18 protein-coding genes are annotated in these 19,418 nt (G+C 64.2%); 16 read left to right on the top strand and 2 right to left on the bottom strand.

What is annotated here, in order from left to right; genetic code table 11:
* Positions 1-171: 171 nt before the first annotated feature.
* The 15 genes from tsf to B9Z01_RS00955 all read left to right on the top strand — a co-directional run bounded on the left by tsf (position 172) and on the right by B9Z01_RS00955 (position 15,356).
* Positions 172-1,053 (top strand): translation elongation factor Ts, encoded by an 882-nt coding sequence (gene tsf / locus B9Z01_RS01025; protein WP_085480407.1) that lies wholly within the window; start codon positions 172-174, stop codon positions 1,051-1,053.
* Positions 1,054-1,275: 222 nt separating this feature from the next.
* Positions 1,276-1,989, top strand: coding sequence for a UMP kinase (pyrH, locus tag B9Z01_RS01020; RefSeq protein WP_085480406.1), 714 nt, complete (start codon positions 1,276-1,278; stop codon positions 1,987-1,989).
* Positions 1,990-2,087: 98 nt separating this feature from the next.
* Positions 2,088-2,648, top strand: a complete 561-nt coding sequence (frr, locus tag B9Z01_RS01015; RefSeq protein ID WP_013089702.1) for a ribosome recycling factor — start codon at positions 2,088-2,090, stop codon at positions 2,646-2,648.
* A gap of 62 nt (positions 2,649-2,710) precedes the next feature.
* On the top strand, positions 2,711-3,493 hold the full coding sequence (gene uppS, locus B9Z01_RS01010; RefSeq protein WP_085480405.1) for a polyprenyl diphosphate synthase: 783 nt from the start codon (positions 2,711-2,713) through the stop codon (positions 3,491-3,493).
* On the top strand, positions 3,487-4,308 hold the full coding sequence (locus B9Z01_RS01005; protein ID WP_085480404.1) for a phosphatidate cytidylyltransferase: 822 nt from the start codon (positions 3,487-3,489) through the stop codon (positions 4,306-4,308). The genes uppS and B9Z01_RS01005 overlap by 7 nt, the downstream gene beginning before the upstream one ends.
* Positions 4,309-4,318: 10 nt before the next feature.
* A complete protein-coding gene (locus B9Z01_RS01000) occupies positions 4,319-5,524 on the top strand; it encodes a 1-deoxy-D-xylulose-5-phosphate reductoisomerase (protein WP_085480403.1) in 1,206 nt (401 codons plus the stop codon).
* Between the two features lie 7 nt (positions 5,525-5,531).
* A complete protein-coding gene (gene rseP, locus B9Z01_RS00995) occupies positions 5,532-6,926 on the top strand; it encodes an RIP metalloprotease RseP (RefSeq protein ID WP_085480402.1) in 1,395 nt (464 codons plus the stop codon).
* Between the two features lie 68 nt (positions 6,927-6,994).
* Positions 6,995-9,298 carry an outer membrane protein assembly factor BamA gene (bamA, locus tag B9Z01_RS00990; RefSeq protein ID WP_085480401.1) on the top strand — a complete coding sequence of 768 codons (2,304 nt, stop codon included), beginning with the start codon at positions 6,995-6,997 and terminating at the stop codon, positions 9,296-9,298.
* A gap of 46 nt (positions 9,299-9,344) precedes the next feature.
* Entirely contained in the window at positions 9,345-9,866 is a 522-nt protein-coding gene (locus B9Z01_RS00985; RefSeq protein WP_208625860.1) for an OmpH/Skp family outer membrane protein, read from the top strand.
* A gap of 103 nt (positions 9,867-9,969) precedes the next feature.
* Complete coding sequence (lpxD, locus tag B9Z01_RS00980; protein WP_085480399.1) at positions 9,970-11,106, top strand: UDP-3-O-(3-hydroxymyristoyl)glucosamine N-acyltransferase; 1,137 nt, start codon at positions 9,970-9,972, stop codon at positions 11,104-11,106.
* A 183-nt stretch (positions 11,107-11,289) separates the two neighbouring features.
* The gene (fabZ, locus tag B9Z01_RS00975) at positions 11,290-11,754 is read left to right on the top strand and encodes a 3-hydroxyacyl-ACP dehydratase FabZ (protein WP_085480398.1); all 465 of its coding nucleotides are present in this window, start codon (positions 11,290-11,292) and stop codon (positions 11,752-11,754) included.
* Positions 11,755-11,847: 93 nt separating this feature from the next.
* The gene (lpxA, locus tag B9Z01_RS00970) at positions 11,848-12,636 is read left to right on the top strand and encodes an acyl-ACP--UDP-N-acetylglucosamine O-acyltransferase (RefSeq protein WP_085480397.1); all 789 of its coding nucleotides are present in this window, start codon (positions 11,848-11,850) and stop codon (positions 12,634-12,636) included.
* A 3-nt stretch (positions 12,637-12,639) separates the two neighbouring features.
* Positions 12,640-13,809, top strand: coding sequence for a lipid-A-disaccharide synthase (gene lpxB / locus B9Z01_RS00965; protein WP_085480396.1), 1,170 nt, complete (start codon positions 12,640-12,642; stop codon positions 13,807-13,809).
* Positions 13,806-14,516: a ribonuclease HII gene (gene rnhB, locus B9Z01_RS00960; RefSeq protein WP_085480395.1), complete on the top strand. Its 711-nt coding sequence runs from the start codon at positions 13,806-13,808 to the stop codon at positions 14,514-14,516. Before lpxB ends, rnhB begins: the two co-directional genes overlap by 4 nt.
* A gap of 51 nt (positions 14,517-14,567) precedes the next feature.
* Positions 14,568-15,356, top strand: coding sequence for a TrmH family RNA methyltransferase (locus tag B9Z01_RS00955; RefSeq protein WP_085480394.1), 789 nt, complete (start codon positions 14,568-14,570; stop codon positions 15,354-15,356).
* A gap of 132 nt (positions 15,357-15,488) precedes the next feature.
* Here B9Z01_RS00955 and ppsR read toward each other — a convergent pair whose 3' ends face one another.
* Positions 15,489-16,304: a posphoenolpyruvate synthetase regulatory kinase/phosphorylase PpsR gene (gene ppsR, locus B9Z01_RS00950; RefSeq protein WP_085481136.1), complete on the bottom strand. Its 816-nt coding sequence runs from the start codon at positions 16,302-16,304 to the stop codon at positions 15,489-15,491.
* A 345-nt stretch (positions 16,305-16,649) separates the two neighbouring features.
* A complete protein-coding gene (locus tag B9Z01_RS36610) occupies positions 16,650-16,772 on the bottom strand; it encodes a hypothetical protein (RefSeq protein WP_275937482.1) in 123 nt (40 codons plus the stop codon).
* A gap of 115 nt (positions 16,773-16,887) precedes the next feature.
* On the opposite strand from B9Z01_RS36610, the gene ppsA reads away from it, so the two are divergent.
* A complete protein-coding gene (gene ppsA, locus B9Z01_RS00945; RefSeq protein ID WP_085480393.1) occupies positions 16,888-19,290 on the top strand; it encodes a phosphoenolpyruvate synthase in 2,403 nt (800 codons plus the stop codon).
* Positions 19,291-19,418: the final 128 nt, after the last annotated feature.

Below are 19,418 nucleotides of genomic sequence, written 5' to 3'. Positions count from 1 at the left end.
GGCCCCCTTTTTTTAAGCCGCGACATTGTTGTAACAGGCATCTGGCAGGGTGCTCCCAGACGGCGCCTGGCGCGATGCCCGTGAAAAATACGTGAAAGCGCTGAAACGAATTGCTGCCGCCGGCATCGAAATGCGGGCGGCGTGTGACAGACAGAACCCAAGGAGCAAATGATGGCGGCAATTACCGCAAGCATGGTTGCAGAACTGCGCGCGAAGACCGACGCGCCGATGATGGAATGCAAGAAGGCGCTGACGGAAGCCGACGGCGATCTGGCGCGCGCTGAAGAGCTGCTGCGCGTGAAGCTCGGCAACAAGGCGAGCAAGGCGGCGTCGCGCGTGACGGCTGAAGGCGTGGTCGCATCGTTCATCAACGGCAACGCTGGTTCGCTCGTCGAGTTGAACTGCGAAACCGACTTCGTTTCGAAGAACGATGACTTCCTCGCATTCTCGAAGAAGGTCGCGGAACTCGTCGCGACGCAGAACCCGGCTGACGTCGCCGCTCTGTCGGCCCTGCCGCTCGACGGCTCGACGGTCGATGCGGTGCGCCTCGCGCTCGTCGGCAAGATCGGCGAAAACCTGTCGATCCGCCGTTTCGTGCGCTTCGACACCGCGAACAAGCTGGCCGCGTACCTGCACGGCACGCGTATCGGCGTGCTGGTCGAGTACACCGGCGCGGACGAGCAGGTCGGCAAGGACGTGGCAATGCACGTCGCCGCAATGAAGCCGGTGTCGCTGTCGTCGAACGACGTGCCGGCGGACCTGATCGCCAAGGAGCGCAGCATCGCTGAACAGAAGGCGGCCGAATCGGGCAAGCCGGCTGAAATCGTCGCGAAGATGGTCGACGGCAGCGTGCAGAAGTACCTGAAGGAAGTGTCGCTGCTGAACCAGACGTTCGTGAAGAACGACAAGCAGACGATCGAGCAGATGCTGAAGGCGGCCAACTCGAGCGTGCAGAAGTTCACGCTGTTCGTGGTCGGCGAAGGCATCGAGAAGAAGCAGGACGACTTTGCCGCGGAAGTGGCCGCCCAGGTCGCTGCTGCAAAGCAACAATAAGCTTTACCTAAGCTTCACTGCCGTACCGTTGGACCCGCGGCGAAGCAAGACTTCGCCGCGCTCGGCAGCGCCGCAAGGCCGCGCACGGGTTGACCCTCGCCGCGCGGCCGCAGCGGGCGAACCCAAAGGTTCGCCAAATTTGGCGGCGCTTGCCCGAATCAGCATTTCACCCCTACATTAGTCCCTTGTTGTTGCCCTGTTCTGCGCGATCTGGATACCTCTATGCCCACTGCCTATAAACGCGTCCTGCTCAAACTCTCCGGTGAAGCTCTGATGGGCGACGATGCCTTCGGCATCAATCGCGCGACCATCGAACGAATGGTGGCGGACGTGGCCGAGGTGGTCCGTCTCGGAACGCAGTTGGCCGTGGTGATCGGCGGAGGCAATATTTTCCGCGGCGTCGCGGGCGGCGCGGCGGGTATGGACCGCGCCACGGCCGACTACATGGGCATGCTCGCCACGATGATGAACGCGCTGGCGCTGCAGGACGCGATGCGCCACGCGGGCATCGAGGCGCGCGTGCAATCGGCGCTGCGCATGGACCAGGTCGTCGAGCCGTACATCCGGCCCCGCGCGATCCGTCAGCTCGAAGAGGGCAAAGTCGTGATTTTCGCGGCCGGCACCGGCAACCCGTTCTTCACGACCGACACGGCGGCCGCCTTGCGCGGCTCGGAAATCGGCGCGGAAGTGGTGCTGAAGGCGACCAAGGTGGACGGCGTCTATTCGGCCGATCCGAAGAAGGATACGAGCGCGACCCGGTACGCCACGATCAGCTTCGACGAGGCGATCGGCCGCAATCTGCAGGTGATGGACGCGACGGCATTCGCGCTGTGCCGCGACCAGAAGCTGCCGATCCGCGTGTTTTCGATCGTCAAGCCGGGTGCGCTCAAGCGCATCGTGCAAGGCGAGGACGAGGGCACCCTCGTCCACGTGTAAACTCTCGTTTACATAACGTGGGCTTTGACGCGAGCCCGGGTCGCCGCATCGCGCGTGCCGGGCGGCTCGCACTGTTTTGAAGGTTCGGAGGTTTAAAAATGTCTGTGGCTGATATCAGGAAGGGCGCTGAACAGAAGATGCAGCGTTCGATCGACGCGTTCAAGAACGACCTGTCGAAGATCCGCACGGGTCGTGCGCACACGGGCCTGCTCGATCACATCCAGTGCGACTACTACGGCTCGCCGGTGCCGATTTCGCAGGTCGCGAACCTCACGCTGATCGACGCACGCACGATCGGCGTGCAGCCGTGGGAAAAGAAGATGGTCCAGGTCGTCGAAAAGGCGATCCGCGAGTCGGACCTCGGTCTGAACCCGGCCACGCACGGCGACGTGATCCGCGTGCCGATGCCCGCATTGACCGAAGAGCGCCGCCGCGAGCTGACCAAGGTCGTGCGCAGCGAAGCCGAAACGGCCAAGGTGGCGGTGCGCAACCTGCGCCGCGACGCCAACGAGCAGTTGAAGAAGCTCGTCAAGGACAAGGAAATTTCGGAAGACGACGAGCGTCGCGCAGGCGACGACGTCCAGAAGCTGACGGACAAATTCGTCGCTGAAATCGACAAACTCGTCACGACGAAAGAAGCCGAGATCATGACGGTCTGATGCCGTTCGGCTCAGCACCTTCTGATTTCCACTTCTTTACTGGCATTACTGTCCCGACGGCCATGACCTATACCAGCTCAACCGTGCGCGTGCCTGAAGTCGCCGCGGTGCCGCGACATATCGCGATCATCATGGATGGCAACGGCCGTTGGGCCACTCAGCGGCGTTTGCCGCGCGTGGCAGGCCATACGCGCGGCGTCGACGCAGTGCGGGCGGCCGTCGAGGCATGCGCGCGACGGGGCGTCGAATATCTGACGCTGTTCGCCTTCAGCTCGGAGAACTGGCGCCGCCCGAACGAAGAAGTGTCGTTCCTGATGCGCCTTTTCGTCACCGCACTCGAGCGCGAGATCGGCAAGCTGCACGCGAACGGCATCCGCTTGCGCGTGGTCGGCGATCTCGAGCGTTTCGACGCGAAGATCCGCGACCTGATCCGCCGCGCGGAAACCAAGACCGCGCGCAACACCCGTCTCACGCTCACCATCGCCGCGAACTACGGCGGCCGCTGGGACATCATGCAGGCCACCCGCAAGCTCGCCGAGCAGTCCGCGCTCGCGGGCAAGCTGGTCGAAGTCAACGAGGATTCGTTCGCCGAGCATCTGTCCATGGCCTACGCGCCGGAGCCGGACCTGTTCATCCGTACCGGCGGCGAGCGGCGCGTGAGCAACTTCCTGCTGTGGCAGCTCGCCTACACCGAGTTCTATTTCACCGACACGTTCTGGCCGGATTTCGACGCCGACGCACTCGGTCATGCCATCGCCTCGTACGCCGAGCGTGAGCGCCGCTTCGGCCGCACCAGCGCTCAGCTCGAACCGCAATCGCAGAACGTCGATTCGCTCCCATGCTAAAGACCCGTGTCATCACGGCGATCGTCCTCCTGGCAGTGTTCCTGCCTGTCACGCTGTTCGCGCCGGTGGGCGCGTTCGGCGCGCTGATTGCTTTCGTCGTCGTGTTCGCCGCGTGGGAGTGGGCGCGTCTGCTCAAGGTGGGCGGCGCCGGTCCGGTGATCTACGCGCTGCTGGCCGCCGTCGCGCTGGTCGCGAGCACAAGGCTCGGCGCCGGAATCGCGGAGGCTCGTTCGCTCTTCAAGGCGGCCGCGATCTTCTGGGTGATCGCCGGTCCGTTCGTGCTGCTGCGCAAGCCCGTGCTCGCGCAGGGCGCGTGGCGCGTCTTCCTGTTCCTTGCCGGCATTGTCGGATTCGTTGCCTGCTGGCATGCTCTCGTCGCCGCGCGCATGCAGGGTGTGCCGTTCGTGCTGTCGCTGCTGCTCCTGGTGTGGCTCGCCGATATCGGCGCATACTTCTCGGGAAAGGCTTTCGGAAAACACAAGCTGGCGCCGGCCATCAGTCCGGGTAAAACCTGGGAGGGCGCGATCGGCGGCTGGCTGGTGGTGATGATCGTCGCGGCGGCGGCGGTCTTTTTGCACGCGTTCGAGCCGACCCTGTATTCCGCGCTGCTGGCGCAATGGGGCGCGGTGCGCACGGTGCTCGCGCTGACTCTGCTGGTGGCTTTCAGCGTGGTCGGCGACCTGTTCGAATCGATGCTGAAACGCCAGGCCGGCGTCAAAGACTCGAGCGGCCTGCTGCCGGGGCACGGCGGCGTGCTCGACCGCATCGACGCATTATTGCCGGTGCTGCCGCTTGCCATGCTGCTGCTCGGCTAGAGAAAGAGATATGCAAAAACGTCTGACATTGCTCGGCTCCACGGGCTCGATTGGAGACAGTACGCTCGACGTGGTCGCGCGCCATCCCGAGCGTTTTTCGATTTACGCGCTATCCGCGCATCGCAACGGCGACAAACTCGTCGAGCAGTGCCTGCGTTTCAAGCCCGAAGTGGCGGTGGTCGGCGATGCCGACACGGCCGCGACGGTCGCCGCGAAGCTGCGCGAGGCGGGCTGCAAGACCGAGGTCACCTACGGGCCGCAAGCGCTCGTCGACGTCGCGAAGAGCGAGGGCTGTGACACGGTGGTGGCGGCGATCGTCGGCGCGGCCGGTCTCGCGCCGAGCCTCGCCGCGGCGCGCGCGGGCAAGCGCATCCTGCTCGCGAACAAGGAAGCGCTCGTGATGTCCGGCGCGATCTTCATGAACGCGGTGCGCGACAACGGCGCGGTGCTGCTGCCGGTCGACAGCGAGCACAACGCGATTTTCCAGTGCCTGCCGCGCGAAGCGTCGCTGCACGGCGGCGTCTCCAAGATCATCCTGACCGCGTCGGGCGGCCCGTTCCGCACGCGCGAGCCGGCCACGCTCGTCGACGTGACGCCCGATGAAGCCTGCAAGCATCCGAACTGGGTCATGGGCCGCAAGATTTCGGTCGACTCGGCCACGATGATGAACAAAGGCCTCGAAGTCATCGAGGCGCATTGGCTGTTCGACCTGCCGGGCGAGCGCATCGACGTGCTGATCCATCCGCAGAGCGTGATCCATTCGCTGGTGTCGTACGCGGACGGCTCGGTGCTCGCGCAACTCGGCAATCCCGACATGCGTACGCCGATCGCGCACGCGCTGGCCTTTCCGGATCGCGTCGATTCGGGCGTGGCGCAGCTCGATCTCGTGGAGATCGCCTCGCTGTCGTTCGAAAAGCCCGATTACGCGCGCTTCCCATGCCTCGCGCTCGCCATGAAGGCGCTGGCCGAGGGCGGCGTCGCCAGTGCGGCGCTGAACGCGGCGAACGAGGTCGCGGTCGAAGCATTCCTCGCGCGCCGCGTCGGCTTCATGGCGATAGCCGAAGTGGTCGACTCGGTGCTCAACGCACTGCCGAACCGCAGCGCGCACGCGCTCGAAGACGTCATCGAAGCGGACGCCGCCGCGCGCCGCGCCGCTGCCCAATTCATCGCGCGTCTGCCCGACGGCGCCCGTCGCACGGAACGCGCCGTCCAGTGAGGCGCCTATGAATCTGCTGATCGAACTGCTCGCTTTCGCGGTTGCGATTGGCGTACTCGTGGTGGTCCACGAGTACGGGCACTACAGCGTCGCGCGTTTGTGCGGCGTGAAGGTGCTGCGCTTCTCGATCGGCTTCGGCACGCCGCTCGTCCGATGGGTCAGCCCGAAGACGGGCACCGAGTGGACGATTGCCGCGCTGCCGCTCGGCGGCTACGTGAAGATGCTCGACGAGCGCGAGACCGGCACCGCGCCGATCCCCGCCGCGGATTTGCCGCATGCGTTCAACCGGCAGTCGGTGTGGCGGCGCTTTGCGATCGTCGCAGCCGGTCCGGTCGCGAATTTCCTGCTCGCCATCGTGCTGTTCGCGCTCGTGTTCGCCACCGGTGTGAGCGAGCCGGCGGCCGTGATCGCCACGCCCGCGCCGAACACGCCGGCTGCGGTGGCGGGGTTCGAGGGCGGCGAGACGATCGTCGGCGTGCGCGCGGACGGCGCCGACGAAACCGAGCCGGTGCGCTCCTGGTCGGATCTGCGCTGGAAGCTGCTCGGCGCGGCGTTCGACCACAAGCACATCGTGCTCGCCGCGAAGGACACGCACGGCACGTCTGATTTCCCGATGGACCTGCGCGGTCTCAGCGAGAAAGACGTCGACGATGATTTCATGTCGCGTCTCGGCTTCGAGCCAGGCGGCGGCACGCTCACGGTGGCCGGCGTCCAGGCGGGCAGCGCGGCGCAGAAAGCGGGGCTCGTCACGGGCGACCGGCTGCGCGCGATCAACGGCACGCCGGCCGATAATGCCGCGGCCTTTATTGCTTATGTAAAATCGCACGCCGGCGTGCCGGTCAAGCTGCAAGTGGAGCGCGGCGGCCGCGGCGGCCATGTGGCGGGCACGCTCGAAGAGATCAGCATCGTGCCGCAATTGCAGCGCGATGCGGAGACGGGGCAGCAGATCGGCCGCATCGGCGCCGAACTGGCGACCCAGGTGCCGTCGATCAACGTGCGCTACGGGCCGCTCGACAGCCTGCGGCTTGGCGCGCGCCGCACATGGGAGCTCTCGGCGTACTCGGTGCGCATGTTCGGGCGGATGGTCGTCGGCGAGGCGTCGCTGAAGAATCTTTCGGGCCCGGTCACGATCGCCGATTACGCGGGAAAGAGCGCACGTCTGGGTCCTTCCGCGTTTCTGTCGTTCCTGGCCCTTGTCAGCATTAGCCTCGGCGTGCTGAACCTGTTACCAATTCCGGTATTGGACGGGGGGCATCTGTTATATTATTTGGTTGAAGCTGTGACCGGTAAAGTTGTCTCCGATCGCTGGCAACTCGTTTTTCAGAGGGCGGGTCTCGCCTGCATCGTCGCGTTGTCGGCGATTGCGCTGTTCAACGATCTGGCTCGTTTAATCCATTTTTAAAGTGTCCGGCGGCGTTCTCGAGGGCGGCCCGCCCGGCCTGATGCAGCTATACACACTGGGGAAGCACGTTGTTCAAACCTCATCGCTTTGGTCCGAAGACGGTTATAGCCGCGGCGTTCGCCGCGCATGGGCTGGTTGCTCACGCAACGACGCCCTTCGTGGTGCAAGACATTCGCATTGAGGGATTGCAACGCGTCGAACCAGGTACGGTGTTCGCGTACCTGCCCATCAAGCAGGGCGATACTTTTAGCGACGACAAGGCGTCCGAAGCAATTCGCGCGCTCTATGCCACGGGGTTCTTCAACGACGTCAAGATCGCGACCGAAGGCAACGTGGTCGTCGTGCAGGTGCAGGAGCGTCCGGCCATCGGCACGATCGACTTCGCCGGCATTCACGAGTTCGAAAAGGACAACCTGATCAAGGCGCTGCGCGCGGTCGGCCTGTCGCAAGGCCGCTACTTCGACAAGGCGCTCGTCGACAAGGCCGAGCAGGAACTGAAGCGTCAGTACCTGACGCGCGGCTACTACGCGGCCGAAGTCACCACGACCATCACGCCGATCGACCGCAATCGCGTCGCGGTGCTGTTCTCGGTGGCCGAAGGCCCGAGCGCGAAGATCCGCCAGATCAACTTCATCGGCAACAAGGCATTCAGCACGGGTACGCTGCGCGACGAAATGCAGCTGTCCACGCCGAACTGGTTCTCGTGGTACACGAAGAACGATCTGTACGCGAAAGACAAGCTGACCGGCGACCTCGAGAACATCCGCTCGTACTACCTGAACCGTGGTTACCTCGAGTTCAGCATCGAATCGACCCAGGTGTCGATCACGCCGGACAAGAAGGAGATGTATCTGACGGTCACGCTGCATGAAGGCGAGCCGTACAAGATCTCGAACATTCGCCTCGCCGGCAATCTGCTCGACCGCGAGGAAGAGCTGAAGAGGCTGATCAAGATCAAGCCGGGCGACCGCTTCTCGGCCGAAAAGCTGCAGGCCACCACGAAGGCGATCGTCGACAAGCTCGGCGAATACGGCTACGCGTTCGCGACCGTCAATGCGCAGCCCAAGATCGACCAGACCAATCACACGGTCGACCTCACGCTGCAGGTCGACCCGAGCCGCCGCGTCTACGTGCGCCGCATCAACGTGGTCGGCAACACGCGTACGCGCGACGAAGTGGTGCGCCGCGAAATGCGCCAGCTCGAAAGCTCGTGGTTCGATTCGAACCGCCTCGCGCTGTCGAAAGACCGGATCAACCGTCTCGGCTACTTCACCGACGTCGACGTGACCACCACGCCGGTGGAAGGCACGCCCGACCAGGTGGACATCGACGTGAAGGTCGCCGAAAAGCCGACCGGCGCGATCACGCTCGGCGCGGGCTTCTCGTCGACGGACAAGGTGGTGCTGTCCGCGGGCGTGTCGCAGGACAACGTGTTCGGTTCCGGCACGAGTCTCTCCGTGAACGTCAATACCGCGAAGACGTACCGGACGCTGACGGTCACGCAGGTCGACCCGTACTTCACGGTGGACGGCATCAAGCGGATCACCGACGTCTACTACCGCACGTACCAGCCGCTGTATTACTCGACCGATTCGAGCTTCAAGATCGTCACGCTGGGCGGTGACCTGAAGTTCGGCATTCCGTTCTCGGAAGTCGACACGGTGTACTTCGGCGCGGGCTTCGAGCAGAACCAGCTCGACATCGACTCGAATACGCCGCAAAGCTATATCGATTACGTGAACGAGTTCGGGCGCATCTCGAACAACGTCCCGCTCACGGTGGGCTGGTCGCGTGACGCGCGCGACAGCGCGCTCGTGCCGAGCCGCGGCTACTTCACGCAGGCGAACGCCGAATACGGCACGCCGATCGGCGGCACGCAGTACTACAAGGCCGACATCAACGCGCAGTACTATTATTCGTTTGCGCGCGGCTTCGTGCTGGGCTTCAACTTCCAGGGCGGCTACGGTAACGGCCTCGGCGGCAAGCCTTATCCGATTTTCAAGAACTACTTCGCTGGCGGTATCGGTTCGGTGCGAGGCTACGAGCCGAGTTCGCTCGGTCCGCGCGACGCGAAGACCGGCGACCCGATCGGCGGTTCGAAGCTGCTCGTGGGCAACATCGAGCTGACGTTCCCGCTGCCGGGCACCGGCTACGACCGCACGCTGCGTGTGTTCACGTTCCTCGACGGCGGTAACGTGTGGGGAACGGAAGGTAACAGCATCGGCGCGAACGGCCTGCGTTACGGCTACGGTGTGGGTCTCGCGTGGATCTCGCCGATCGGCCCGCTCAAGCTGAGCCTCGGCTTCCCGCTCACGAAGCACACCGGCGACCAGTATCAGAAGTTCCAGTTCCAGATCGGGACGGCGTTCTGATCGGGCCGCTGGCGGCTCGCCAAACTACAGTATCGAGAGGATGACTTTGCTAACCGGTATGTTTTCGAAACGTGTAGCGTGCGCATTGGCGCTGGCAATGACCCTGGGGGTCGGGGTGGCGCATGCGCAGGAGGCGAGAATCGCCGCGGTGAATTCCGACCGCATCCTGCGCGAATCGGCGGCGGCCAAGGCTGCGCAGCTCAAGCTCGAGGCCGAATTCGCGAAGCGCGACAAGGATCTCGCCGACATGGCGCAGAAACTCAAGTCGATGTCCGATGCACTCGACAAGAACGGCGCGTCGATGTCGCCGGCCGATCGCGCGCAGAAGCAGCGCGATCTGTCGCAACTCGACTCCGACTTCCAGCGCAAGCAGCGTGAGTTCCGCGAAGACCTCAACCAGCGTCGCAACGAAGAACTGGCGGCGGTGCTCGATCGCGCGAACAAGGTCATCAAGCAGATCGCCGAAACGCAGCACTACGATCTGATCGTGCAGGAAGCGGTGTACGTGAGCCCGCGCATCGATATCACCGACCAGGTGCTGAAGGCGCTGGCGGCGTCGGGCAACTAAGGGCGGCGTATTGCCGTGCGGCGCGCGTCGGCGCGTGTCTGCACGGGATTGGATTGCGGATTGGATTGCGGATTGGATTGAACTGGCAGGAGACAGGATAGGCATGGCATTTACGCTCGAGGACATCGTCCAGCGGTTCGGCGGTGAAGTAGTCGGAAACGGTTCGCAGCGCGTGGGCGGTCTCGCGCCGCTCGACCAGGCAGGCCCGGACCAGTTGGCGTTCCTCGCCAATCCGAAATATCTGTCACAAGTCGAAACGACCCGCGCGGGTGCGGTACTGATCAGCGCTGCTGATCTCGCGAAGCTCGCCTCGTGCGATGGCCGTAACTTCATCGTCACGCCGAACCCCTACGCTTACTTTGCGCGCGTCGCGCAAACCTTCATCGATCTCGCCGCGCCGAAGGCCGTGCCCGGCGTGCATCCGAGCGCAACGATCGATCCTTCCGCCCAGGTCGCCGCGAGCGCGGTGCTCGGCCCGCGCGTCACGGTCGAGGCCGGCGCGGTGATCGGCGAGCATGCGCGGCTCGATGCCAATGTCGTGATCGGCCGTGGCGCGCGCATCGGCGCGAACTCGCATCTGTATCCGAACGTCACCGTGTACCACGGCTGCAAGCTCGGCGAGCGCGTGATCGTGCATGCGGGTGCGGTGATCGGCTCGGACGGTTTCGGCTTCGCGCCGGACTTCGTCGGCGAGGGCGATGCGCGCACCGGCAGCTGGGTGAAGATTCCGCAGGTCGGCGGCGTGTCGATCGCGAATGACGTCGAAATCGGCGCGAACACAACGATCGACCGTGGCGCGATGGCCGACACGATCATCGAAGAGTGCGTGAAGATCGACAACCTCGTGCAGATCGGCCATAACTGCAAGGTCGGGGCGTATACGGTGATCGCCGGCTGCGCGGGCATCGCGGGCAGCACGACGATCGGCCGGCATTGCATGATCGGCGGCGCGGTTGGCATTGCCGGGCACGTCACGCTCGCCGATTACGTGATCGTCACGGCGAAGTCGGGCGTGTCGAAGTCGCTGCTCAAACCCGGCATGTACACCAGCGCGTTCCCGGCCGTGAATCACGCGGACTGGAACAAAAGCGCGGCGCTGCTGCGCAATATCGACAAGCTTCGCGATCGCATCAAGGCACTCGAAAGCGCCGCGGCGGACAAGGCCGGGAACAAGGCCGGCGACGCGGCGGCCCATCCCGCGGGCGACGCGGCAGGGCAGTCCGCAGGCAATCGGATCTGAGATATCACGGCGGCTCGCCGGCACCGCGTAAAATAGCGGGCGAGCATCATGAAGCAAAGCCGGTTGCCGCGACCGGGCGGCACGGCCGCTAGTCACGAAGGGCGCCGGCCGCGCGCGTTTTCAACCCACCTGCACCAGCATCCGCAGTCATCACCGCGCAGTCAATGCGTGAGCAGAAACACCATGAGCACCGAAAAAATCAATCTCGACATTCATAAGATTCTCACGCTGCTGCCGCATCGTTATCCGATCCTGCTGGTCGACCGGGTGCTCGAACTCGAACCGCACAAGAGCATCAAAGCGTTGAAGAACGTGTCGATCAATGAGCCGTATTTCCAGGGACATTTCCCGACGCGGCCGGTGATGCCTGGCGTGCTGATTCTCGAAGCGCTCGCGCAGACCGCGGCGCTGCTGACGTTCTCGGAAGAGCCGAGCGATCCGTCGAACACGCTGTACCTGTTCGTCGGCATCGACAACGCGCGTTTCAAGCGCGTGGTGGAACCGGGCGATCAGCTGATCCTGCGCTGCACGTTCGAGCGTCACATGCGCGGCATCTGGAAGTTCAAGGCACGTGCTGAAGTGGATGGCGTCGTCGCGGCGGAAGCCGATCTGATGTGCGCAGTGCGGCACACGGACAAGGACGCCTAAGCCGCTGTGCGGGCACGCGGCGGCGCGGTATACGCGAGGCCGGCCCGCGACAGGCCCATCCAGACAACGCAACAGAATCAGAAGCGAGGACGCATGAGCAGGATTCATCCCACTGCGATCATCGAACCGGGCGCGCAACTCGACGAATCCGTCGAAGTCGGGCCATACGCCGTGATCGGCGCACACGTGACCATCGGTGCACGCAGCACGGTCGGTTCGCACAGCGTGATCGAAGGCCACACCACGTTGGGCGAAGACAACCGCGTCGGCCATTACGCATCGGTCGGCGGCCGCCCGCAGGACATGAAGTACAAGGACGAGCCGACCAGGCTCGTGATCGGCAACCGCAACATGATCCGCGAGTTCACCACGATCCACACCGGCACGGTGCAGGACGCGGGCGTCACGACACTCGGCGACGACAACTGGATCATGGCCTACGTGCACATCGGTCACGACTGCCACGTGGGCAGCAACGTGATCCTGTCGAGCAACGCGCAGATGGCCGGCCACGTCACGATCGGCGACCATGCAATCATTGGCGGCATGTCGGGCGTGCACCAGTTCGTGCGCATCGGCGCGCATGCGATGCTGGGCGGCGCGTCGGCGCTCGTGCAGGACGTCCCGCCGTACGTGATCGCAGCCGGCAACAAGGCCGAGCCGCACGGCATCAACGTCGAGGGTTTGCGTCGCCGCGGCTTCTCGGCGGATGCGATCTCGGTGCTGCGCACGGCTTATCGCGTGCTGTACAAGAATGGCCTGTCGCTCGAAGAAGCGAAGGTGCAACTGCGGGAACTCGGCTCCGCCGGCGGCGACGGCGACGCGCCGGTGCAAACGCTGCTCGCGTTCGTCGAAGCGTCGCAGCGCGGCATCATCCGCTAGCCGATGGCCTTGCAACCCAGTCCGCTGCGCGTCGCAATGGTGGCCGGCGAGCCGTCCGGCGACCTGCTCGCCGCGTCGCTGCTCGACGGCCTCGCAAGCCGGCTGCCGCCCGCCACGCAGTACTACGGCATCGGCGGCCCGCGCATGATCGCCACGGGCTTCGACGCGCATTGGCCGATAGAAAAACTCGCGGTGCGCGGCTACGTCGAAGTGCTGCGGCACATCCCCGAAATTCTCGGCATTCGCAACGAACTGAAGCGTCAGCTGCTCGCCGAGCCGCCCTCGGTGTTCGTCGGCGTCGATGCACCCGACTTCAACTTCGGCCTCGAACATGCGCTGCGCGACGCGGGCATTCCGACCGTGCATTTCGTCTGCCCGTCCATCTGGGCATGGCGGGGCGGGCGCATCAAGAAGATCGCGAAGGCGGTCGACCACATGCTGTGTGTGTTCCCGTTCGAAACGGCGCTGCTCGAAAAGGCGGGCGTCGCGGCGTCTTACGTGGGCCATCCGCTTGCCGACCAGATTCCGCTCGAACCCGACACGGCCGGCGCGCGCCGCACGCTCGGTCTCGCGGAAGGCGCTCCGGTGATCGCGGTGCTGCCGGGCAGCCGGCGCTCGGAAATCGATCTGATCGGCCCGACGTTCTTCGCCGCAATGGAGATGATGCAGCACCAGGAGCCCGGCGTGCGCTTCGTGATGCCGGCGGCGACGCCCGCATTGCGCGCGATGCTGCAGCGGCTCGTGGATGCGCATCCGGGTCTCGCGCTGACCATCATCGACGGTCAGTCGCAGCTCGCGATGACCGCCGCCGACGCGATCCTCGTGAAGAGCGGTACCGTGACGCTCGAAGCCGCGCTGCTGAAAAAACCGATGGTCATCTCCTACAAGGTGCCCTGGCTGACCGGCCAGATCATGCGCCGTCAGGGTTATTTGCCCTACGTGGGCCTGCCGAACATCCTCGCGGGACGCTTCGTGGTGCCCGAAATCCTGCAGCACTTCGCGACACCGCAGGCGCTCGCGGAAGCCACGCTGAAGCAGTTGCGCGACGAGGCCAACCGGCGCACGCTGAAGGAAATCTTCACGGAGATGCATCACGTGCTGAAGCAGAACACCGCGCAGCGCGCGGCGGAAGTCGTGGCGAGCGTCGTCCAGCAGCGGGCACGCCGCTCATGACCGTTGCGCGCGCGCCTCGCCGCAAGACCGCGGCCGCCGTTCGCGCGGCGGCGCAGCAGGCCGGCCTGAACTTCGAGAGCGCCGATGAGATCGTCTGCGGCGTCGACGAAGCAGGGCGCGGGCCGCTCGCCGGCCCGGTCGTCGCGGCGGCGGTGATTTTCGATCCGTCGAAGCCGATGATTCGCGGCCTCGACGATTCGAAGGCGCTCACCGCCAGAAAGCGCGAGGAGCTGTACGACAAGATCGTCGATCGTGCGCTCGCTTATTGCATCGCGTCGGCGACGGTCGAGGAAATCGATTCGCTGAATATCCTGCACGCGACGATGCTTGCAATGAAGCGTGCTGTGGAAGGTCTCGCGGTCGTGCCGACGCTCGTGAAGGTCGACGGCAACCGCTGTCCGACGCTGAGCATTCGTGCTGAAGCGGTGATCGGCGGCGATGCGCTCGTCAAAAGTATTTCGGCCGCGTCGATTCTCGCCAAGGTCACGCGCGACCGGATGCTGCTCGAACTGCATCAGACCTATCCCGTCTACGGCTTCGACGCGCATGCGGGTTACGGCACACCGCAGCATCTCGCCGCGCTGCGCGAGCATGGGCCGTGCGAGCATCATCGGCGCTCGTTCGCGCCGGTGCGCGAAGCGTATCTGCGTTTCGGCGCGGGGGCGCCGCTGCCGGCGGCTGGCGCTCGCGTGGTGGCCTCGCGCTGATCCTGCGAAGGTGCAAACCCTTCTTTTCCATTCTCACTGCCTTCGCTGCCTGTGAAAGCCATCACCTCGCGGGACAATCCGCTCTACAAGCGTCTGAAGGCACTGGCCGGCTCGACGCATCAACAGCGCCGCAGCGGCCATGCGCTGCTCGAAGGCTTCCATCTCGCGAGCGCGTATCTCGACGTCGCGGGCCAGCCGGAGCTGTGCATCGTCACCGACGGCGCATTGCGTCACGACGAAGCGCAGGCCATCGTGTCGCGTATCGAGGATCATCGGCTCGTGACGCTGCCGGACGCATTGTTCGGCCAGCTCTCGAACGTCGTGCATGGCGTCGGCATTCTGCTGCTGGTCGAGAAGCTCGATACACCGCTGCCCGAGCGTGTCGCGCAGAGCTGTCTCGTGCTCGACGGCGTGCAGGACGCGGGTAACGTCGGCTCGATTCTGCGCAGCGCGGCCGCCGCGGGTATCGAACAGGTATTCTGTGCGCCGGGTACCGCGTACGCGTGGTCGTCGAAAGTGCTGCGCTCGGGCATGGGCGCGCATTTCCTGTTGCAGATTCATGAGGACGTCGAGGCGGCTGCGTTGATCGAGCGTCTGGCGGTGCCGATCGCCATCACCGATTCGCACGGCGCCGAAGCGATCTACGACTGCGATCTGAGCGGGCCGCTCGCGTGGGTGTTCGGCAACGAAGGGGCGGGTGTGTCGCAGGTCTGGCGCGATGCCGTTTCGCTGCGCGTGACGATTCCGCAGCCGGGCGGCATGGAATCGCTCAATGTGGCGGCCGCGGCGGCGATCTGCGTGTTCGAGCAGTGCCGTCAGCAGCGGGGGCGAAAGTCGTAGGCGTGAATGGCGCTGCGCGCTTTCAGGCCATCGCATCGACGTGGGCCGCTATTTACCTACCTTGAGCATCTACCCCGCGCATCTACCCCGAACCGCCCCCGCATCGCTCCCGCCCTACCACTGCGGCGGCGCTCAATAAGACGGCCGGTCCAGCTTGATCTCCTGCAGGATCGTCGTCGCGATCTCCTCGATCGACTTGTGCGTCGACGACAGCCACTTGATTCCTTCACGCCGCATCATCGCTTCGGCTTCGTTGATCTCGTAGCGGCAGTTTTCGAGCGCCGCGTACTTGCTGCCCGGCCGCCGCTCGTTGCGGATTTCCGAGAGACGCTGCGGATCGATCGACAGGCCGAACATCTTCTGCCGATGCTCGAGTAGCGGCGTGGGCAGCTTGCCGCGCTCGAAGTCTTCGGGGATCAGCGGATAGTTCGCCGCCTTCACGCCGTACTGCATCGCGAGGTAGAGGCTCGTCGGCGTCTTGCCGCTACGCGACACGCCGACGAGGATCACGTCAGCGTCTTCGAGGTTGCGGTTCGATTGGCCGTCGTCGTGCGCGAGCGAGAAGTTGATCGCCTCGATCCGGTTCTTGTATTCCTCGGTGTCCGCGTTCTGGTGGCCGCGGCCCATCGCGTGGCTCGACTTCAGTTCGAGCTCCTGTTCGAGCGGTTCGACGAAGGTCTGGAACATGTCGAGCACGAGCGCGTTCGAGCGCTTGACGATCTGATTCGACGCGCTATCGACGAGTGTCGTGAAGACGATCGCGCGACGGCCGTCCTGCACGTGCGCCTCGTTGATCTTTTCGAGCGTCGCATAGGCCTTTTCCGTCGAATCGACGAAAGGCACACGAACCAGGCGGAATTTCTGGTCGAACTGGGAGAGGATCGAATGCGCGAAGGTTTCGGCAGTAATCCCGGTACCGTCTGAGACGATGAATACGGTGGGCGGCATCAGTGGGGCTTTGAACGTGAGCGGCAAAAAATGAGCCGGAAAGCGTGAGCGGTAAAGCGCGCTCGAATCGAACCGCGCTGCGGCGGGCTCGTTCTCCAGTGGCTGGCCGAAGCCGGTGGACAGTCCGAACCCGACGCAGCGTGCCGTGGATCTCTCAGCCGCGCCGGAGGCGACCAAGCCTCGCAAAAGCCCGCTGACAGGGGCCGGGCGCGATTCGAGGCGCAATTCTCGTCCGACTGCCACATTTCAGGAGTCGGCACGGTAGAATAGCGGCAACCTGTTGGATAAGCAATTGCAGGCGATTGGCGCCTAACTCACCGCGAACGGTCGGTCAACGCCTCGCTATCAGCCGGGAATGCGTGCTGAACGCGACGGATCGAACGATAAATCCCTCCATTCGCGTTCTTCGCCACGCATCCGGCTGCCGTGCACCATGCCTCGCCCCATGCCGCGCGCCTGCGGCTTCATATTGCGATTGCTTCTCCAACAGGTTGTGCAAGGCACGGGGTCGAGCTTCCAATGGGCTGCCCGTGTTCAAGCCCACTTGCACAGCCGTGAATTTCTTTCACACTTAGGGGCTTGTATGACTAACGCAGTTACCGTCGCAAAGGACAAGGCGTATGTAGTTCCGTTCGAGCAGTTGCGGATGACCGATGTGGATATCGTCGGCGGCAAGAACGCGTCGCTGGGCGAGATGATCAGCCAGCTCGCCGAAGCCGGCGTGCGCGTGCCGACCGGCTTCGCCACCACGGCGCTGGCATTCCGCGACTTCCTGCATCACAACGATCTGACCGAACGCATCGCCAAACGTCTCGAAACGCTCGACATCGACGACGTGAAAGCGCTCGCCGAAGCAGGCAAGGAAATCCGTCAATGGATCGTCGACGCGCCGCTGCAGCCGCAACTCGAGGCTGATATTCGCGCAGGGTTCGACACGCTGCAAAAGAGCTCGCCTGAAGAGCTGTCGTTTGCCGTGCGTTCGTCGGCCACGGCCGAAGATCTGCCGGACGCGTCGTTCGCCGGTCAGCAGGAAAGCTACCTCAACGTGGTCGGTATCGACGACGTGCTCGATCGCATGAAGCACGTGTTCGCGTCGCTATACAACGACCGCGCGATTTCCTATCGCGTCCACAAGGGCTTCACGCATGCTGAAGTCGCGTTGTCGGCGGGCGTGCAGCGCATGGTGCGCTCGGACGTCGGCGCGGCGGGCGTGATGTTCACGCTCGATACCGAATCGGGCTTCAAGGACGCCGTCTTCATCACGTCGAGCTACGGTCTCGGCGAAACCGTCGTGCAGGGCGCGGTGAATCCCGACGAGTTCTACGTCTTCAAGACCACGCTCGCGCAGGGCAAGTACCCGATCATTCGCCGCTCGATCGGCTCGAAGCTCATCAAGATGGAATTCACCAAGGCCGGCGAGCAGGGCCGCGTGAAGACCGTCGACGTGCCGCACGAGCAGCGCAACCGCTTCTCGATCACCGACGAAGACGTGATCGAGCTCGCGAAGTACGCGGTCATCATCGAGAAGCACTACCAGCGTCCGATGGACATCGAGTGGGGCAAGGACGGCCGCGACGGCAAGATCTTCATCCTGCAGGCGCGTCCGGAAACGGTGAAGAGCCAGGCCGCGGGCAAGGCCGAGCAGCGCTTCAAGCTGAAGGGCCAGTCGAACGTGCTCGCCACGGGCCGTGCAATCGGCCAGAAGATCGGCGCGGGTCCGGTGCGCGTGATTCACGATCCGTCGGAAATGGACCGTGTGCAGCCGGGCGACGTGCTCGTCGCGGACATGACCGACCCGAACTGGGAACCGGTCATGAAGCGCGCCTCGGCGATCGTCACGAACCGGGGCGGGCGTACCTGCCACGCGGCGATCATCGCGCGTGAGCTGGGCGTGCCGGCGGTGGTCGGCTGCGGCGACGCGACCGACGTGCTGAAGGACGGCGCGCTCGTTACCGTGTCGTGCGCGGAAGGCGACGAAGGCAAGATTTACGACGGTCTGCTCGAAACCGAAATCACCGAAGTGCAGCGCGGCGAACTGCCGCCGATTCCGGTGAAGATCATGATGAACGTCGGCAATCCGCAGCTCGCTTTCGACTTCTCGCAACTGCCGAACGCGGGCGTGGGTCTCGCGCGGCTCGAGTTCATCATCAACAACAACATCGGCGTGCACCCGAAGGCGATTCTCGAGTACCCGAACGTCGATCAGGACCTGAAGAAGGCGGTCGAGAGCGTCGCGCGCGGTCATGCGTCGCCGCGCGCGTTCTACGTCGACAAGCTGACCGAGGGCATTGCGACGATCGCCGCGGCGTTCTATCCGAAGCCCGTGATCGTGCGTTTGTCCGACTTCAAGTCGAATGAGTACAAGAAGCTGATCGGCGGTTCGCGTTACGAGCCGGATGAAGAAAACCCGATGCTCGGTTTCCGCGGCGCATCGCGCTACATCGCCGAAGACTTCGCCGAAGCGTTCCAGATGGAATGCATCGCGTTGAAGAAGGTGCGTGAAGAGATGGGCCTCGACAACGTCGAGATCATGGTGCCGTTCGTGCGTACGCTGAAGCAGGCGGAGCGCGTGGTCGGGCTGCTCGATAAGTTCGGCCTGAAGCGCGGCGAGAAGGGCCTGCGTCTCATCATGATGTGCGAAGTGCCGTCGAACGCGATTCTCGCCGAAGAGTTCCTGCAGTACTTCGACGGCTTCTCGATCGGCTCGAACGACCTCACGCAGCTCACGCTCGGCCTCGACCGGGACTCGGGCATGGAACTGCTCGCGGTCGACTTCGACGAGCGCGATCCGGCGGTCAAGTTCATGCTCAAGCGCGCGATCGAAACCTGCCTGCGCCTGAACAAGTACGTGGGTATCTGCGGCCAGGGCCCGTCCGATCATCCGGACTTCGCGCAATGGCTGACGGACGAAGGCATCGCGTCGATCTCGCTGAACCCCGACACGATCATCGAGACGTGGCAGCAACTGGCGAAGTCGAAGCAGTAATCGGCGAAGTCATGCATGCCGCGTTTCAGGCGGCATGCATGACGCGAGTTGCGGCGAATGAGCAGAGTGCGCGGCGCGTCGACGTGCGGCACATCGCGCGTTAAATGCGTCCGCTTCGTGCTATAAAC

Origin of the sequence: Paraburkholderia susongensis, from assembly GCF_900177725.1 — a bacterium.
Lineage (GTDB): Bacteria > Pseudomonadota > Gammaproteobacteria > Burkholderiales > Burkholderiaceae > Paraburkholderia > Paraburkholderia susongensis.
The sequence above is the reverse complement of the archived record's forward strand: the minus strand, read 5'-3'. Positions and strand labels throughout refer to the sequence as shown.